Source organism: Spirosoma oryzicola (assembly GCF_021233055.1).
Classification (GTDB): Bacteria; Bacteroidota; Bacteroidia; order Cytophagales; family Spirosomataceae; genus Spirosoma; species Spirosoma oryzicola.
In genome coordinates this window covers 1,537,374-1,552,870 of record NZ_CP089538.1, presented here as the reverse complement: position 1 = coordinate 1,552,870, position 15,497 = coordinate 1,537,374, and the positions used below count along the sequence as shown (strand labels likewise).

The 15,497-nt window shown below is 49.5% G+C and carries 10 protein-coding genes; 5 read left to right on the top strand and 5 right to left on the bottom strand.

From position 1 onward, the window contains the following. Positions 1-59: 59 nt before the first annotated feature. Positions 60-815 carry a zinc ribbon domain-containing protein gene (locus tag LQ777_RS06245; RefSeq protein WP_232561664.1) on the bottom strand — a complete coding sequence of 252 codons (756 nt, stop codon included), beginning with the start codon at positions 813-815 and terminating at the stop codon, positions 60-62. Positions 816-832: 17 nt separating this feature from the next. After that, the gene (locus LQ777_RS06240) at positions 833-1,933 is read right to left on the bottom strand and encodes a Nif3-like dinuclear metal center hexameric protein (protein ID WP_232561663.1); all 1,101 of its coding nucleotides are present in this window, start codon (positions 1,931-1,933) and stop codon (positions 833-835) included. Between the two features lie 247 nt (positions 1,934-2,180). Here LQ777_RS06240 and lptB point away from each other — a divergent pair, with 247 nt between their 5' ends. Beyond that, complete coding sequence (gene lptB / locus LQ777_RS06235) at positions 2,181-2,912, top strand: LPS export ABC transporter ATP-binding protein (RefSeq protein WP_232561662.1); 732 nt, start codon at positions 2,181-2,183, stop codon at positions 2,910-2,912. Positions 2,913-2,995: 83 nt separating this feature from the next. On the opposite strand, the gene recO is transcribed toward lptB, so the two are convergent. After that, positions 2,996-3,688, bottom strand: a complete 693-nt coding sequence (gene recO, locus LQ777_RS06230) for a DNA repair protein RecO (protein WP_232561661.1) — start codon at positions 3,686-3,688, stop codon at positions 2,996-2,998. A 173-nt stretch (positions 3,689-3,861) separates the two neighbouring features. Here recO and LQ777_RS06225 point away from each other — a divergent pair, with 173 nt between their 5' ends. Together LQ777_RS06225 and LQ777_RS06220 are read left to right on the top strand one after the other, a co-directional pair. After that, positions 3,862-4,698: a fumarylacetoacetate hydrolase family protein gene (locus tag LQ777_RS06225; protein ID WP_232561660.1), complete on the top strand. Its 837-nt coding sequence runs from the start codon at positions 3,862-3,864 to the stop codon at positions 4,696-4,698. Between the two features lie 186 nt (positions 4,699-4,884). Beyond that, positions 4,885-6,687 carry a cytochrome c peroxidase gene (locus tag LQ777_RS06220; protein WP_232561659.1) on the top strand — a complete coding sequence of 601 codons (1,803 nt, stop codon included), beginning with the start codon at positions 4,885-4,887 and terminating at the stop codon, positions 6,685-6,687. Between the two features lie 19 nt (positions 6,688-6,706). Here LQ777_RS06220 and LQ777_RS06215 read toward each other — a convergent pair whose 3' ends face one another. Then, on the bottom strand, positions 6,707-8,266 hold the full coding sequence (locus LQ777_RS06215) for a serine hydrolase domain-containing protein (RefSeq protein WP_232561658.1): 1,560 nt from the start codon (positions 8,264-8,266) through the stop codon (positions 6,707-6,709). A gap of 305 nt (positions 8,267-8,571) precedes the next feature. Here LQ777_RS06215 and LQ777_RS06210 point away from each other — a divergent pair, with 305 nt between their 5' ends. After that, positions 8,572-9,450 carry an HAD-IIA family hydrolase gene (locus tag LQ777_RS06210; RefSeq protein WP_232561657.1) on the top strand — a complete coding sequence of 293 codons (879 nt, stop codon included), beginning with the start codon at positions 8,572-8,574 and terminating at the stop codon, positions 9,448-9,450. Positions 9,451-9,541: 91 nt separating this feature from the next. Here the strand turns inward: LQ777_RS06210 and LQ777_RS06205 are convergent, their stop codons facing one another. Continuing rightward, positions 9,542-13,006, bottom strand: coding sequence for a putative Ig domain-containing protein (locus LQ777_RS06205; protein ID WP_232561656.1), 3,465 nt, complete (start codon positions 13,004-13,006; stop codon positions 9,542-9,544). Positions 13,007-13,969: 963 nt separating this feature from the next. Here LQ777_RS06205 and LQ777_RS06200 point away from each other — a divergent pair. After that, complete coding sequence (locus LQ777_RS06200) at positions 13,970-14,926, top strand: GDP-mannose 4,6-dehydratase (RefSeq protein WP_232561655.1); 957 nt, start codon at positions 13,970-13,972, stop codon at positions 14,924-14,926. Positions 14,927-15,497: the final 571 nt, after the last annotated feature.

Sequence of the window (15,497 nt, the reverse complement as noted above, 5' to 3'; positions counted from 1 at the left end):
TCAATACAGCAAAAAAGGTCGCCTGACAGACGACCTTTTTTGTTCAATTCATGAATTACCTAGCGACCACGTCCAACCGGAGCGGGTTCGGGAACACCTTCGACATCGGCAAAAATCCGTCCGCAGTGTTCGCAGACGATAATTTTCTTTTTGTCTTTGATGTCGGCCTGACGTTGTGGTGGAACCACGTTGAAGCAACCACCGCAAGCGCCCCGTTTCACCATAACGACCGCAAGGCCGTTCAGCGCGTTGCCCCGAATTTTATTGTACGAGTTCAACAAGCGCGGCTCAATCGTGGTCGCCTGCTCGTCGCGTTGGTCGATAATCGCTTTTTCTTCTTCCTGGCTTTCCGACGTAATCTGGTCCAGCTCCTGCTTTTTCGCTTTCAGATCTTCTTTCCGTTCGTTGAGCGCAGCCGTCGTCGTTTTAATCTCCTCTTCCTTACCCCGCACGCGGAATTGAGCTTCGTTGATTCGCTTTTCGGCTAGTTCGATTTCGAGCGATTGCAACTCGATCTCTTTCGAAATCGCGTCGAACTCGCGGTTATTGCGAACGTTCATCTGCTGATCCTTGTATTTGGTGATCAGCTTCTCAGCGTCTTTTTTGGCAATCCGGTTGCGCTCGATATCTTCTTCCAGCGTCTTGATTTCAGCCTGAAACTTGCCTATTCGCGTTTCGAATCCGGCTATATCATCTTCCAGATCACGCACCTCTTCGGGCAGACCGCCACGAATTTTGATGAGTTCGTCTAGCTGAGAGTCAAGGGATTGCAGTTTAAGAAGAGCGTCTAATTTTTGCGCAATCGTCAGTTCCATTCGGAAAATAGTTAGTGCTATATAAAGAACCGGACGGGATTGGTGTCCGTTTCTGATAAAATTACCGCAAAAGTAGTGAATTTTTTCGCCAAATACTGGCTAATTAACTCTTTTGTAAAGACTTCACTTTCGTAATGGTTAATATCGCAGATCGTGATTCGGCCATCGGCGTCAAAAAACTCGTGATACTTGTAATCGGCAGTTACGAAAACGTCGGCTCCTGATCGGATCGCGTCCGGCAGCAAAAAGCTCCCTACGCCCCCACAGACCGCTATACGCCGGATTGGGCGGTCGACAAAGGGCGTGTGGCGAATCAGACTGACGGCCATATTTTCTTTCAAATACCGAAGCCAGGTTTGACTATCAAGCGCTTCAGGTAGGTCGCCAATGGCCCCGGAGCCAACTTCCTGATTCTGATTATCCAACGCCGTTAGGTAATAAGCGACTTCTTCGTACGGGTGCGCCTGCCGAAGAGCGGTTAGTAGTTGCCCCTGCTGCTGCGTTGGCATGATAACCTCAATCCGGTTTTCGGCTTCTTCGTGGTACTCGCCTACCTGACCGATTACGGGTTGGGCGTTCTCACCCGGTTGGTACGTTCCCGTACCGCTCACCCGAAAACTACAGTTGCTGTAGTCGCCGATCTGCCCCGCCCCAGCCGCGTAAAGCGCATCCAGTACGGGTTGCGTATCAGCGACGGGCACAAACGTAACCAGTTTGCTCAGCACCTGCGATTTGGGAGCGAGTATCCGTACGTTCTGTAATTTCAGTCTCTCGGCAATCTTGAAATTGACCCCACCGGCCACATTATCGAGGTTTGTATGAGCCGCGTAAATCGCTACGTCGTTTTTGATGGCTTTGATAACAGCCCGTTCCACGTAGGTTTTGCCATTTATTTTTTTGAGTCCCTTAAACACAATGGGGTGATGGGCCACGACCACGTTACACCCTTTGGCAATCGCTTCGTCGATAACGGCTTCAGTAGCATCGAGTGTGACCAGAACCCCTGCAATCTCGGCGTTGGGATCGCCCACAATCAGGCCGGAGTTATCGTACGATTCTTGGTAAGACAGCGGAGCAAAGGCTTCCAGATAAGCAGTTAACTGACGAATTTGAGGCATATGAAATGGACGAAGAGTCAACGAATTAAACCCTGAATCTATACCAGTAATTGGTTTATTCCTAAAACGGCCTTAAAGTGTAAATCCGTCAGGAAACGAATACTTCCCCTTTAAAAATTGTTAATAAACAGGTTTAGCAGCGGACCAGCCCTAAAAATAGTTGGCAGTGGCTGGTATTCGTCCGAACTTTGTGGTTACCCCCGGTTTAACACCTGCGGTACTGACCGTTTTTTGATAACGCATCAGCATGATTCTGAGAACTGAAAACTTAATAAAAAAATACGGGTCGCGTCTAGTCAACAACAACGTATCCTACCAGGTCGAGACGGGCGAAATTGTAGGCTTGCTCGGTCCGAACGGTGCGGGTAAAACCACATCATTCTACATGGCCGTTGGTCTGGTCAAACCCAACAGCGGCAAAGTTTTTATTGATGACAAAGACGTAACCGACCTGCCCATGTACAAACGGGCCCGCCTGGGCCTAGGCTATCTGGCGCAGGAAGCTTCTGTTTTTCGCGATCTGACGGTCGAAGAAAATGTACTGGCCGTTCTGGAAATGAGCGACATACCGAAAAATCAGCGAAAAGAGAAAGTCGAGGAACTGCTCAATGAGTTTAGCTTGACTCACGTGCGTAAAAACAAAGGCAAGGTGCTATCGGGTGGAGAGCGCCGACGTACGGAAATCGCCCGTGCGCTGGCCGTTGATCCTAAGTTTATCTTGCTGGATGAGCCATTTGCGGGCGTTGACCCCATTGCGGTCGAAGACATTCAGAGCATTGTCGCGAAACTAAAGCACCGCAACATCGGCATCCTGATCACCGACCACAACGTAAACGAAACCCTCTCCATCACCGACCGCGCTTACTTGCTGTTCGAAGGTAAAATTTTGAAGCAAGGTTCTGCCGAAGATCTAGCCAATGACGAACAGGTTCGCCGGCTTTACCTGGGTCAGCATTTTGAGCTGAAACGTAAAATTTAAGATTGTAGCTGTTTTTAATCAGAGTGGTGTCGGGTTTGAGAACCCGACACCACTCTGATTAAAAACACTTGCGCTACGTGACACTAGCTCAACAGCTCCCGCAAAACTGGCAACGATTTTACTTCACCGATGGTGTCAATGTGAATCTGGTAATAGGCCACCAGCGCATCGAGCAGTTCATTCCGGGCCGCGCGCGCCAGTCGAATGGGCGTTCCAAACGGTTGTCGTACCATGCTGTTCAGCGCAGTTTCCATTTCATCGTCGGGTAAAAACGCGTAGGCATTTTCGCGCAACTGATTCTCAAACTCGCGGGCGCTCTCCGGTCCGAAGCCTAGAAAAAACGATAACTTGAGCAAAAACGTGAGATGGAAGTTTTCGTAATTCGTACGGGCTTCCTCCAGAAACAGCACCGAATCAACCAGAAACCGGAACAGAATTGGGCTGCCCGCTTCTTCTTTCAGCACCTTGTTGAGCATTTCCGTTACGAACATCGCAATCGTTGACTTGCTTACTTCGAAAGGCAGGCTCTGGAAGGGATGGCTGGTTTTGATTTCCGACAGTCGATGAATATCCCGATCCGGTTTGTTGTAGACAACCATATCCAGCAGCGTCAACGGCTGGAAAAGCGCAATCTTATTGTTTTTGCTCTTGGCCGTTCGGACGCTATTGACAATGTAGCTTTGTAAGCCAAACTCTTCGGTGTAGACGCGGGCAATAATGGATGTTTCGCGATAACGGATATAACTGAGGGCCAGGCCCCGTGTTTTTTGCAGCATTTTCTATAAAACCACCGGTTCGGTGGTACGTAAGCCTACTAATATAACACTTTTTCGGCGAATTTTGGCCCAGAGTACTCGATTTCATTTTAGACATTCCCGGTCAAGAACGATCTGTTGTCAAGTAAAAGATCCGTCAAACCTTCTTTACCCATTATAGTCAATCTCCTACCATGAAACTTTACAAAACCCGTTCCGGCATCGTTCTTGAATCCAACAATTCGTATTATTCCGTTCCTGCCGATAGCTGGGACGACTTGGTTAACCAGGATAATCTGCACGATACACTGCGGCAACTCACTCAATCGGCTACGCCCGCTGATGATCACCAGCAATGGGTACAAACAGGCTTACTGGCCCCTATCGGCCGGCAGGAGGTTTGGGCATCGGGCGTGACCTACCTGCGCAGCCGCGACGCCCGCATGGAAGAATCAAAAAAAGCGGGAGGAGACAATTTTTACGACCGGGTGTATGACGCCGAACGGCCCGAATTGTTCTTTAAATCGACAGCTGAACGAGTTGTCGGTCCTGGTGCCGACGTTCGAATCCGAGCCGACTCAACTTGGAACGTTCCCGAACCCGAGTTAACCTTGTTCATCACCGCATCGGGTAAAATTGTGGGCTACACGTGCGGCAACGACATGAGTTCGCGAAGCATCGAAGGCGAAAATCCGCTGTATCTGCCCCAGGCTAAAAGTTACGATGGCAGCGCGGCCCTGGGACCTTGCCTGTACGTTCCAGAAGCGCCGATTTCGCCCGAAACTCAAATCCAACTCGAAATTCTCCGCGATGGGCAGACAGCCTTTACCAACAGCATCGCCATCAGCCAGATGAAACGCCAGCATACGGAATTGGTTTCGTTTCTTTTCCGTGAATGCTCATTCCCCTACGGTTGCTTTCTGATGACGGGAACCGGCATTGTACCACCCGACAGTTTTACCCTTCAATCGGGTGATGAAATTCGCATCACGATTGACGGAATCGGGACCTTGGCCAATACCGTTGCTTAAGTAAGTAAGCTTTACGTTTCTGGTGTATTTCTCGGGTTGGTGTAGAAACGTGAGGTTGGATAGCTCCGCGTTTCTTCTCAATTTAGAAATACCCGCCGTGCCTTCGTTACCAACGGTATGCCGATTTTTGACACAATGGCCCAAACGCTTATTTTTGTTGGCTGACTTGTGTTCAGGAATCGTCTTATGAAGCCACTGCTTTACCGTTTATCACGACCGCATAGCCTGGTAGCTGCTGCGCTGCTGGTCGTAGTGGCGGCTTTTGTTCCGGCCTTTGTTGCTACACAGCCGCATCAGACCGTTAAGGCAACCTATCTAACCGATCTGGCACGGCTCGATTCCGCTGTCACGGCGTTGCGCACGGCTATTGAGAAACACCGGCCAGCCTCTGCCGTACAAGCCGCATTTCGCCGGTCGAGGCTGGCCTACAAGCGGGTCGAGTTCCTGACGGAGTTTTACTTTTCGGGATCTGCCAAGTCACTCAACGGCCCTCCTTTACCGGAGGGTGAGGTTGATGACGGAATAGGCATTGTGATCGAGCCAAGCGGCTTACAAGTCGCGGAAGAGCTAATTTTTCCGTTGGATGCGTCCCGCCGACCCGACTTGCTTCAACAGGTAGCGTCTATTCAGACGACGATAAGTCAGCTGAGACGGGTAGCTGGCTACACCGAACTAACGAATAGTCAGGTATTCGACGCCATGCGGCTGGAGGTGGCTCGCCTGATTACACTGGGTATCACGGGCTTCGACTCGCCGGTTGCGCTGCACTCGCTTCCCGAGAGCATTACCGCACTCGAAAGTATAGAACGAACGTTTGACGCTTATCCCCTTTCGGCGCAAGCTAGTCCGATCAACGCGCAGCTTCGTCAAACGCTTCGTGGGGCAACGCAAGCCTTACGTGGTCAGTCGTTCAACCAGTTCGATCGGCTCCGTTTTATCCGGCAGTATGCTTATCCGTTGAGTCGCTTGTTGATGGATGCACAATTGACGCTTGGCTATCCGTTGGCAACTGACAAACGAATGCTCCGTTCGTCGGCCCGCACCCTCTCGGATACCAACGCTTTCGACCCCACCTTTTTTCTGCCCTACAGCTATGACCAGCCGACTACCCAACGCGTGGCATTGGGGAAAACGCTTTTCTTCGATCCAGGGCTATCAGGCAACGGGCAACGTTCGTGCGCGAGTTGCCATCAGCCGAACCGAGCTTTTACCGACGGTGAAACGTCGTCACTAACGCTGGATGCCAAAAATCGAATTGATCGAAACACGCCAACCCTGGTAAATGCGGCTTTCCAGTCCTTTCAATTTATGGATTCAAGGACGTTCTACCTGGAAGATCAGATTTCCGACGTCATTCACAACACGCGGGAGATGGGCGGTTCCATTAATCGGGCCATAAAAACCTTACAAAACGATTCTACGTATCGCACTCAATTTACCAGGGCGTATGCGGATGGCGTAACCGAGAAAAACGTAAAAAACGCCCTCGCGTCTTACATTCGGTCATTGACCAACCTAAACGCGCGGCCCGATCGTTACCTGCGCGGAGAACAAGTTGCTTTGACCGCTCAGGAAAAAGCGGGTTTCAACGTATTTATGGGCAAAGGAAAGTGCGCTACCTGTCACTTTTTCCCGCTCTTCAACGGCACCATTCCACCGGCTTATATCAAAACAGAAAGCGAGGTGATAGGCACTCCCGCCACGGCATCGGAAAAACAGCTCGACGCCGACGAAGGTCGCTACCGGTCAACCCGGATCGGCATTCATCACCACGCTTTCAAAACACCGACGGTCCGGCAAGTCGCACTAACGGCTCCCTATATGCATAATGGCGTCTATAAAACGCTGGAACAGGTCGTTGACTTTTACGACAAAGGAGGTGGTGTAGGCTTGGGATTCACCCTAGAGAACCAGACCTTACCTTTCGACAAGCTCAATCTGACAACTACCGAGAAGCAAGCTTTGGTCGCCTTTATGAAAGCCCTGTAACACGGAACGCCGGGCGGTCTTAGAGTTTTTTGATGTCCAATTGCTGAATCAGGGCCGGGTTTTCCGGAGTTAACGTGAAAAACACATCGGCAGCCCCTTGTTCACCTTCGATTACGAAATGACCGCGTAGCTGGTTTTCGGGTATCAACTCGCCAACCCGCACGACTTTACCCAGATTTGAAAACAACAACTGAGCCGCTTTGCGACGGTTTTCAAGCGAATGATCAGGGAAGAAGTTCTCGGCGAAAATCGGATTTTTTTCGGCATTCGTCCAGTCGGGCAGCAGGCTGACCAGTTCCGCTTTTCGCTGTTGCAGGATTTGTGAGACAGGCAGCTGACGCGGTTTCAGTTTCGCCATTGACAGCAGCGTATCCAGCACCGCCCAGTTGACCGCACCCAGATTTGCATACGTCAGGTTACCGTAGGCAATAACGCCGATACCATACTCGGGTAGCATCCGCCACTGACTACCAAAGCCCGGCAATCCACCGCTATGCGCTACATAATCGCGTCCGTCGCCGTCATGACTCCAGGTCAGTCCGTAAGCGTAATGAGTGACCATCGGCGTCACCCGACCGTTAGGAAAGCGAAAAGCCGGGCTTAAATCCCGGAACGTACGGGGCATGTGCATTTCCCGCACCGAACTCCGCTTAACTGGTCCGGTTTCGACTCCGTTACGCGGAGGCCAGACCGACAGATGAAACGCGACATACTTACTAAAATCATCGATGGATGTCAGCAGACCGCCCATGGCCCCGTGACTCCCGTCGTGCAGCAGCGGCTCTTCGACCCATTGCTCGTTGAGCCACCGATAGCCATGCGCGAGTTGGTTGGCGGGGACTTTTGTGTACTCCCATTCGGTGTGGGTCATGCCCAGCGGCTTCAAGATAGCTTCAGTGATGTATTGCTGGTACGGTTTTCCCGATACGGTTGCGATGATCCGGCCCAGCATGGCAAAGGCTAAATTACTGTATTCGTAGGCAACGCCGGGCACATTGGAGAACGACACATCCCCTTTGAGCAGCGTTAGTAAGTCTTCGTCCGTATCGGCTAGTTGACGGTCGCCCCAGGGGTTATCTTCGGGAAATCCCGCCGAGTGGGTTAGCAGGTTACGCACGGTTATGACTGGCGCATCGGAAGTCAGGTACGTGAATTTGGCCGCTTCGGGAATGTACTTCGTAACGGGATCATCGAGTCGGAGCTTCCCCTCATCGCGGAGTTTAACAACCGCCATTGCCGTAATGCTCTTGGTCATTGAGGCAATGCGAAACACAGATTGGGACGTTGCCGCCGTTTTTTTGGCCACATCGGTATAACCCAGCCCGCCCGAATGGACGAGCTTTCCATCGACTACCAAGCCATACACCACGCCCGGATAATGGTTCTTCGCAGCATATTCCTGGTAGATTTTATCGATTACGGGAAAAACCGTTTCGATGTTTTTTAGTCGGTCAGAATCGGTGAAAACAGGTGGCTGGTAGTTTTTTTGCTGCGCTGATGCGTCGATTTTGCTCGGTGTAGGTTGCCCAAAGGCCAGTGCCGTTCCGAAAGAAGCCAGCAGTAGAACAATTCGGTTCATAGGTCGTACAGGTTGATTTGCTAAAAATACTGTTTTTGGTCAGATCGGGGCCTACAACGTGTTTCTTAATAATATTCAACAGCTGTTTGAGCATTTAACAGCCGTTTCGTACAAGCGTCATAGAGCACTGAGCGACTGCCTGTGGTCCCTTTTGACACAGCTTTTTTTATAAGAAAGTTATTTTAGCGCGCTATACCCGTATTTTTACGAAGAGTTTTTCAAAGAAAGACGAATAATCTATTGCCGCCTTACCATATTCATATAAATAGCGGTAAGCATTACTATATAGCCACGTACCATTTCTTATGCAACTTGCCGATTTCAGAGACGTAGCCGCCAACTATAAAGTAATTTTCTTCGATGCCTTTGGCGTGCTGAAAAACTACGAAGGGGTATTGCCCGGTATTGAAAACACGTTTAACTGGCTTCGGGACAACGACAAGGAGTTTTACGTATTAACGAACGACGCATCACGCAGTCCAAGAGAGCTGGCCGAATCGTATTACCGACAGGGTCTTTACGCCATTACGCCGGAGCGTATTATTTCGTCGGGCATGCTGGCGCGGGAATACCTCGATCTAAAAGTCAATCACGGGACAGTAGCGTATCTGGGTACTGCCAGTTCGGCTCACTACCTCGAAACGACGGACTTAAAAACGCTGCCCATCAATCAGGTAGATTTAGCCGATATCGCCGACATAAACGCACTGGTACTACTTGACGACGAAGGATTCGACTGGAATACGGACCTAAACAAAACCGTCAACTTACTGCGCAAGCGTAATATTCCGGTCATTGTTGCCAATACCGACGAAACCTATCCCGTTTCCAAAACACGCATTGCCATCGCCATCGGAGCCGTCGCGGAAATGATCGAAACCATCGTTGGAAAACAGTTCATTCGGTTCGGCAAACCCGATGCGCAACTCTTTATGTTTGCTTACGAACGGCTTGAGAATGTGGTTCCTCGCGGTCTGGAAACCCCGGAGGACGGACACGTCAGCAAGCGCGATGTACTGATGGTAGGTGATACGTTGCGCACCGATATTCTGGGGGGTAACAAATTTGGGCTGGACACCGTGCTGGTATTAAGCGGCAACACGCAGGCACAGGACGTTGAGGTACAAATTCGCAGTACGGGTATCATTCCAACGTACATCTGTGAGTCGGTATTGATTCCATAAAATCAGGGTTGCGGCTCAATCATACTCGCCATTAACTAAAAAGGCACCTCCATTACAACGGAGGTGCCTCTTTTCATCAACAGAGCGGCTGTTAGTTTTTCAGTATTCGCACTGTTTTCGTTTGCGTAGCTGTGTTGACTTTCAGCAGATACAACCCTTTCGTGTGACCGAGTTGAAGCGTCTGGCGCTCTACTTCGGCGGCTTGGCTAACAGCCCGTTTGCTAATTGAACGGCCCTGCTCGTCAAACACCTGGAAATCCAGCGCTTGGCCCGTCGCTCCACGAACTTCTACTTCGGCATCCTGGCTAGGTACCGGGTTAGCCATCAGCGTGACCGTGAGATCAGACTGGCGTTCAGCTATACCCACTCGCGCAGCCGTGTTACAGGCAGCCAGCCAGTTATAAGCAAAGGTAGAAGCACCGGCAGTTCCCGCTTGCTGAGCACGCAGCGTAACCGTTGGGTTGTCTGTGTAAAGACGGAGCGTGTAGGGACCAGGAGCCGTCGTTGGTACTGTTTCATTCACAACTGAGAATGTAATCGGCTGACCGTTGGTACCGCTGTATTGTGGCGTAAAGGTCACCTGACGCTCGCTAGGCGTTGTAGCCACGCAGCTGATGGTGTTCACGCTCGCGATAGCGAACGTAGCCGGTGGTGTAGAGCCAATAGTAATCACGAAGGTTCCGACTGCTGTCGCGCTCGAAGCATCGGTAACGCGAACCGTTACAGTTCGGGTACCTACTGTTGTTGGTGTACCACTGATCACACGCGACGTAACACCGATAGTAAGCCCGGCAGGCAAGTTAACCGCCGAATACCGCAATGTTGCCTGTCCATCTGGATCGGTGAACGCATTGGCTGGAATCGTGTAGCTGAACGGTACGCCGACAGTACCTACCTGATCGGTCAGACCGCCGTTATAAATGGGCGGACGGTTGGCAACGGGTGTGGTTCCACAAGCCGCCCGGAAGTTCCAGACGAAGTAGGTTGAACCCGTAGCTGCATCCTGAATCGGTAATACGTATTGGTTGTTATCGAACGTGTACGTGTACTGAACGCCCAACTGACCCTGACCCGTTACACCGTTGATCAACAGCGGAGGTAGAGCCGGTATAAATCCGCCAGTCGTGTAACCAACGACGAAATTAACGCTCGACAATCCCGTTGGTGAGATGTTACAGCTGTAGCTGGTAATCGTCAACGAAGCAGGGGGTTGCGGTTGTGTAGCCGTTTGGCTGATCGCAATCGTAAACGTACCCGACGCGACTAAGCCGCCAGTGTCCGTAGCTGTCACTGTTACTTGGCTCGTGCCCGGTGATGTAGGCGTACCGCTAATGACACGGGTGATCGGTTCAAAACCAAGACCGGCCGGTAAACCACTTGTGGCAAACGTTAACGACTGGCTCTCCGGATCTGTGAACGTCGTTGGTGGCAGGTTATACCGGAACGCAGTTCCAACAACGCCCGTCAGTGACGTTACACCATTGAATACAGGAGGCTGATTCGGTGTAGTGTTGGTCGCACACGCTTCGCGGAAGTTCCAAACAAAGTAGGTTGAACGCGTGGCCGCATCCTGAATCGGTAACAGACTTTGATTGTTGTCGAACGGATAGTTGTATTTCACACCTAGTTGGCCCGAACCCGTAACGCCGTTGATGAACAGCGGAGGCAACGCTGGCGTAAACGTACCGTTTGGATAGCCAACGACGAAATCAACGCTGGTCAGCATCGAGTTGGTCGTATTACAGGTAAAGCTCGTGATACCAATTGGCTCGTTCGAACCCGATGCCTGAATTGCTTTGTCAGCCTGGATGAATCCGTAACCCGTGCGGTAATCGAAGCCATTGTCAAACCCAGGCGTCAGCGGATCGTCCATATCCAGTGCCGTACTCGTCATTTTTGACAGAACATCGCTGGGCGAGAGCGTATTTTTCGCCCGTTCCTGCATCAGTGCAGCAACAGCCGCAGCGTGCGGGGCAGCCGCCGACGTACCAAAGAAGTTCGGGAAACCATCGGGTTCATAGTCTGACGAGAAGAACGTGTTGTTTCCGCCATCGACCGACGTAATTTCAGGCTTTTGGCGAATAATCCCATCCTGGCTGATGCGGTTCCCGGCAGCATCGAACAAGGTTGGCGTACCACCGGCCGACGAGAATACTTCGACCACTGCCGTTGACAGACTTGGGTTATAAGCAGGTGTGTCGAAGTAAGCAGTAGCCGCTACCGAAATTGCCCGCGCAGCACTGTTATGACCGTACGAAGCTCCACTCCGGGTATCATATTCGACAATGCTTGTACGGCTACCGAAATTGACCCATTTGATAAGAGAAGGATCAGGTCCGGCGTATTTCACAATCACTACGTCAATATCGACGGGAGCGCCTGTTGTGTTGGTGTAGGTACCGGTTACTTCGACAGGGTCACCGGACGCGATGTTATCATTAGTGCCTCCTCCTGCTAGGGGTACACCATTTCTAAAAAACAAGATGTCCAGATCCGTTCTGGCACCTACTCCGCCACTCACTGAGCGGAAGGGCTGATCCCATTGGAGTACAAGGCGCAGGGTCCCACCATTAGCAACCGTGACTTTTTGATAGATGTCTCCCCCACCAAAATCGTGGGCTACCCCGTAGCCAGGTATGTTGATGCCTGAATTGGCAAATTTAGCCTGATACGACTGACGGGCCCGGTTTCCTGCCGACGAGAAGTAGGTTACATTGTTGTTCACAACGACCTGATCAGCCGCTTGCCCAACGATACCATCCTGGAAGAAAGGCTCTGCCAGATAGATGATATCATCGACGATAATATTACAGCCCGCAGCGGCTAGGTCAATGATTCCTTTGGCAAACCCGGCCTGCCCCCTATTAGCCGTGTTGAACGCAATAGCGGCTCCCGGTGCTACGTCATGGACAATTTCGGCCATAGCGCGGCCTTCATCGGTACCCGAGCTGAAATCATCAATGATCTGTACGTTGGCGGGCAGATCGCCAGACGCTACCCCCGCAGCAGCCCCTCCCAGCACGTTGTACGAGTCGGAAATAACGCCGACTTTCGAACCGGCTCCTGTTACGCCGTAGGTTTGACGAGCCAGGTCAGCCCGCAACGCTTTATCCCCTTGCGATGTTACTTTACCGACGTTGTTTTCCGGCTTGTAGTAAGGACGCGCGTAGTTGAGAGACGCCACATTCTTCAGATCATCCAGTTTGTCGATGGGCAGAAATCCGAAGATCATACTCTTGAAAGCGACACCCTGCGTAAGACCTAAGGCCTGCAACTGGGCCAGCAGAGCCTCCCCGTTCATATCGCTGGCCACCGCTTCAATGGCAATCATGTTGCCATTAATAACGTATTCATACTTAATCTGCCCGTCTCGGATTGGCGGTGGTGTCGGCGCTCCGTTGCTTTGTTGAACACTTAGCAGATCAGAGGTAATTTTAGCGCTTCTCGATACGGTTTTTAAATCGCCCGGTGATTGCGCTTTACTAAGCGAAGGCATGGCCAGCAGCGCCGTTACGGCACAAGCAACCACACCACATTTTTGTAGTGTTTTTAACATACACGGATTAGGTTAGTAAAAAATAAAAAGCAAACCAACTACTTATAAGTAAACAGGTAATTCGATTAAATAACGGATCGACGTCAGCTTCTTTCCTTGTAGTGGCTTACATTCTTTCGTAAATTCATATAAAAAAATCTTTAATACCAAATGCTTCTAGTTTATTAAATAAATATTTGTCAAAAACCTATTTAATCACCTTTTAGAAATGTACCCCATAAGCAATTAATAAGTTTCCATTCGTTTATGAGAATAGGAACGCACCAATGATTACAAATGTCGTTTTTCAACAATAAGCTTTATTAGGCGATGAGTCCATGCTAATGACTTGTCACAATAGCGGTTCAAGCTTGTTTACGGGCAAGCCTGAATCGCGCACCGTCTCTCATACCGCTCAAGTCAACTATACAGCCTGAAGAATCAGCAGTATCGCAATAGCATTAACGTTCTGGGCGAATCAGATAATGACTATTCCAGGCGAGGAAATCTTACGCGTCTCAAAGAGTCAAGTCCGCAACTAAATACGGTCCTGCTTGCTACGCAATGAACGCTACCTATTTAATTAGTAGCAGAAGGATAGAAGCAGTATATATAAGGTAGAGTTCAATGACTGATCGAGTTCACATAAATGTCTGCATGTCTACACAGTTTTCCGTAATATACTACTAGCTATTGCATCGTTATACACAATTCTGCGATGAGGTTATTCGACGGAAACCGCTGTGTGTCAAGCCTAACGAATGTCTTTTACTTACCAATCAATAGCTCTATAAATCTTTCATTAGTTTACTTATAAATGAATTTGTAAATATTTATTAAACTTTTCTCCGCAAATTATACAGCTTGTTTATTAAATTCGCTATTGGTTATGAGCAGGCGCCCTAATCAGCGCTGTATGCTGATTAGGCTTGCTACAGTTTGAATTGAACTGCTCATGGCTCAACTTGATAACTACCTCTACTTATGAAAATTTTGCTTACCGGTGCCGCAGGTTTTATCGGCTCCCATCTGACCGAACACCTTCTTTCGATGGGACACACCGTAATCGGGTACGATAATTTCGACAATCAGTACGACCCGGTTCGTAAACACATAAACATTCACTTCCTAACGACCCATCCCAATTTTACGTTTATCCAAAATGACATTCGCGACCAAGCATCCCTGACCGATGTGCTACGCCAGTATCGCTGCGACACAGTTGTACACCTGGCTGCCCGTACAGGGGTCCGCGATTCGGTGCGCGAGCCAGCTTTATGCATTGATGTAAATGTTAACGGTACCCTTTCCCTGCTAGAAGCCATGAGACTGACCGAGGTCCGACGTTTGGTAATGGCTTCCTCTTCGTCAGTTTATGGCAACTCCAGTGCTGTACCATTCCGGGAAGATGATGATGCAAACTTACCTTTGTCCCCTTACGCAATGTCTAAACGGTCGGCGGAGTTATTGGCTCATACGTATCACCACCTACATGGTTTCGATGTAGCCTGCCTTCGTTTTTTCACCGTTTACGGCCCTCGCCAGCGTCCCGAAATGGCCATCAGCCGTTTTACAGAAAAAATGTACGGCGGACAGCCCATTACAATCTATGGCGATGGCAGCACATCACGTAATTATACCTATATATATGATACGATAATGGGAATTAGCCGCTCCATCAACCATCTCAAAGGGTTCGACCTGCTTAATATCGGCGGATCAGGCGCGGTTAAATTAAGCGAATTGGTAGGAATCATTGAGCAGGCAGTAGGACGCAAAGCCGTAATAGACTGGCAGCCAAATCAGCCAGGCGATGTAACCCTGACTAGTGCGGACTTACATCGTGCCAATAATCGTATCGGTTATCTGCCATCGGTTCAAATCGAAGAAGGCATCAGTCGCTTCGTCAGTTGGTATCGACAGACCGTGCTTTGCTCCTAATGAAATAGTAGTCTGGTCCAATCCAGACAGCGTTAGGCGCTGCTACCGGTAGGCTATTCATGCACCGCATAACTTTCAGCATGGGTACGTTTACAAGCCTGACGATCTTACAAATGGGCGATTGGATAAGATTAAAGGAATATTTTACTACCTCATTCGCTTTTATGGTAAGATGAACATTATCTTACCAACAATCTTTCTTTAAAAGAATACACATTTTGTGACTAGTCCCATTTCTTTGTAACGTACTTTTTGGTATAAGGTACAGAATAAGCTTTTTAAAAGGTCTTGCGTCTATTTGCTGACAGTCAATCATGAATTATAGAAAAGGCATAGAGGTGTTATTCTTATAAATACTTGAAAATCTGTTATTTATCATTTACTAATTACAGTAACAATATCGTATATAAGTTACAATTTATATTTTCTTGAACCTTTATAAATATCTTTTGTTAACGACGAAGACTCCTTTTCATCTTAAAAGTCACCATCATTCTACTTACTTTAAAAAATAAATCTGAAAAATTAACTATACGGCATATGTAGTATCTCTTTAATGGGTATATTTACA

What these genes read in the sequence shown, in the direction of transcription:
- LQ777_RS06225 (WP_232561660.1), top strand. Translation starts at nt 3,862, where the DNA reads ATGAAACTTTACAAAACCCGTTCCGGCATCGTTCTTGAATCCAACAAT.
- lptB (WP_232561662.1), top strand. Translation starts at nt 2,181, where the DNA reads ATGATTCTGAGAACTGAAAACTTAATAAAAAAATACGGGTCGCGTCTA.
- LQ777_RS06215 (WP_232561658.1), bottom strand. Translation starts at nt 8,266, where the DNA reads ATGAACCGAATTGTTCTACTGCTGGCTTCTTTCGGAACGGCACTGGCC.
- LQ777_RS06240 (WP_232561663.1), bottom strand. Translation starts at nt 1,933, where the DNA reads ATGCCTCAAATTCGTCAGTTAACTGCTTATCTGGAAGCCTTTGCTCCG.
- recO (WP_232561661.1), bottom strand. Translation starts at nt 3,688, where the DNA reads ATGCTGCAAAAAACACGGGGCCTGGCCCTCAGTTATATCCGTTATCGC.
- LQ777_RS06210 (WP_232561657.1), top strand. Translation starts at nt 8,572, where the DNA reads ATGCAACTTGCCGATTTCAGAGACGTAGCCGCCAACTATAAAGTAATT.
- LQ777_RS06205 (WP_232561656.1), bottom strand. Translation starts at nt 13,006, where the DNA reads ATGTTAAAAACACTACAAAAATGTGGTGTGGTTGCTTGTGCCGTAACG.
- LQ777_RS06220 (WP_232561659.1), top strand. Translation starts at nt 4,885, where the DNA reads ATGAAGCCACTGCTTTACCGTTTATCACGACCGCATAGCCTGGTAGCT.
- LQ777_RS06200 (WP_232561655.1), top strand. Translation starts at nt 13,970, where the DNA reads ATGAAAATTTTGCTTACCGGTGCCGCAGGTTTTATCGGCTCCCATCTG.
- LQ777_RS06245 (WP_232561664.1), bottom strand. Translation starts at nt 815, where the DNA reads ATGGAACTGACGATTGCGCAAAAATTAGACGCTCTTCTTAAACTGCAA.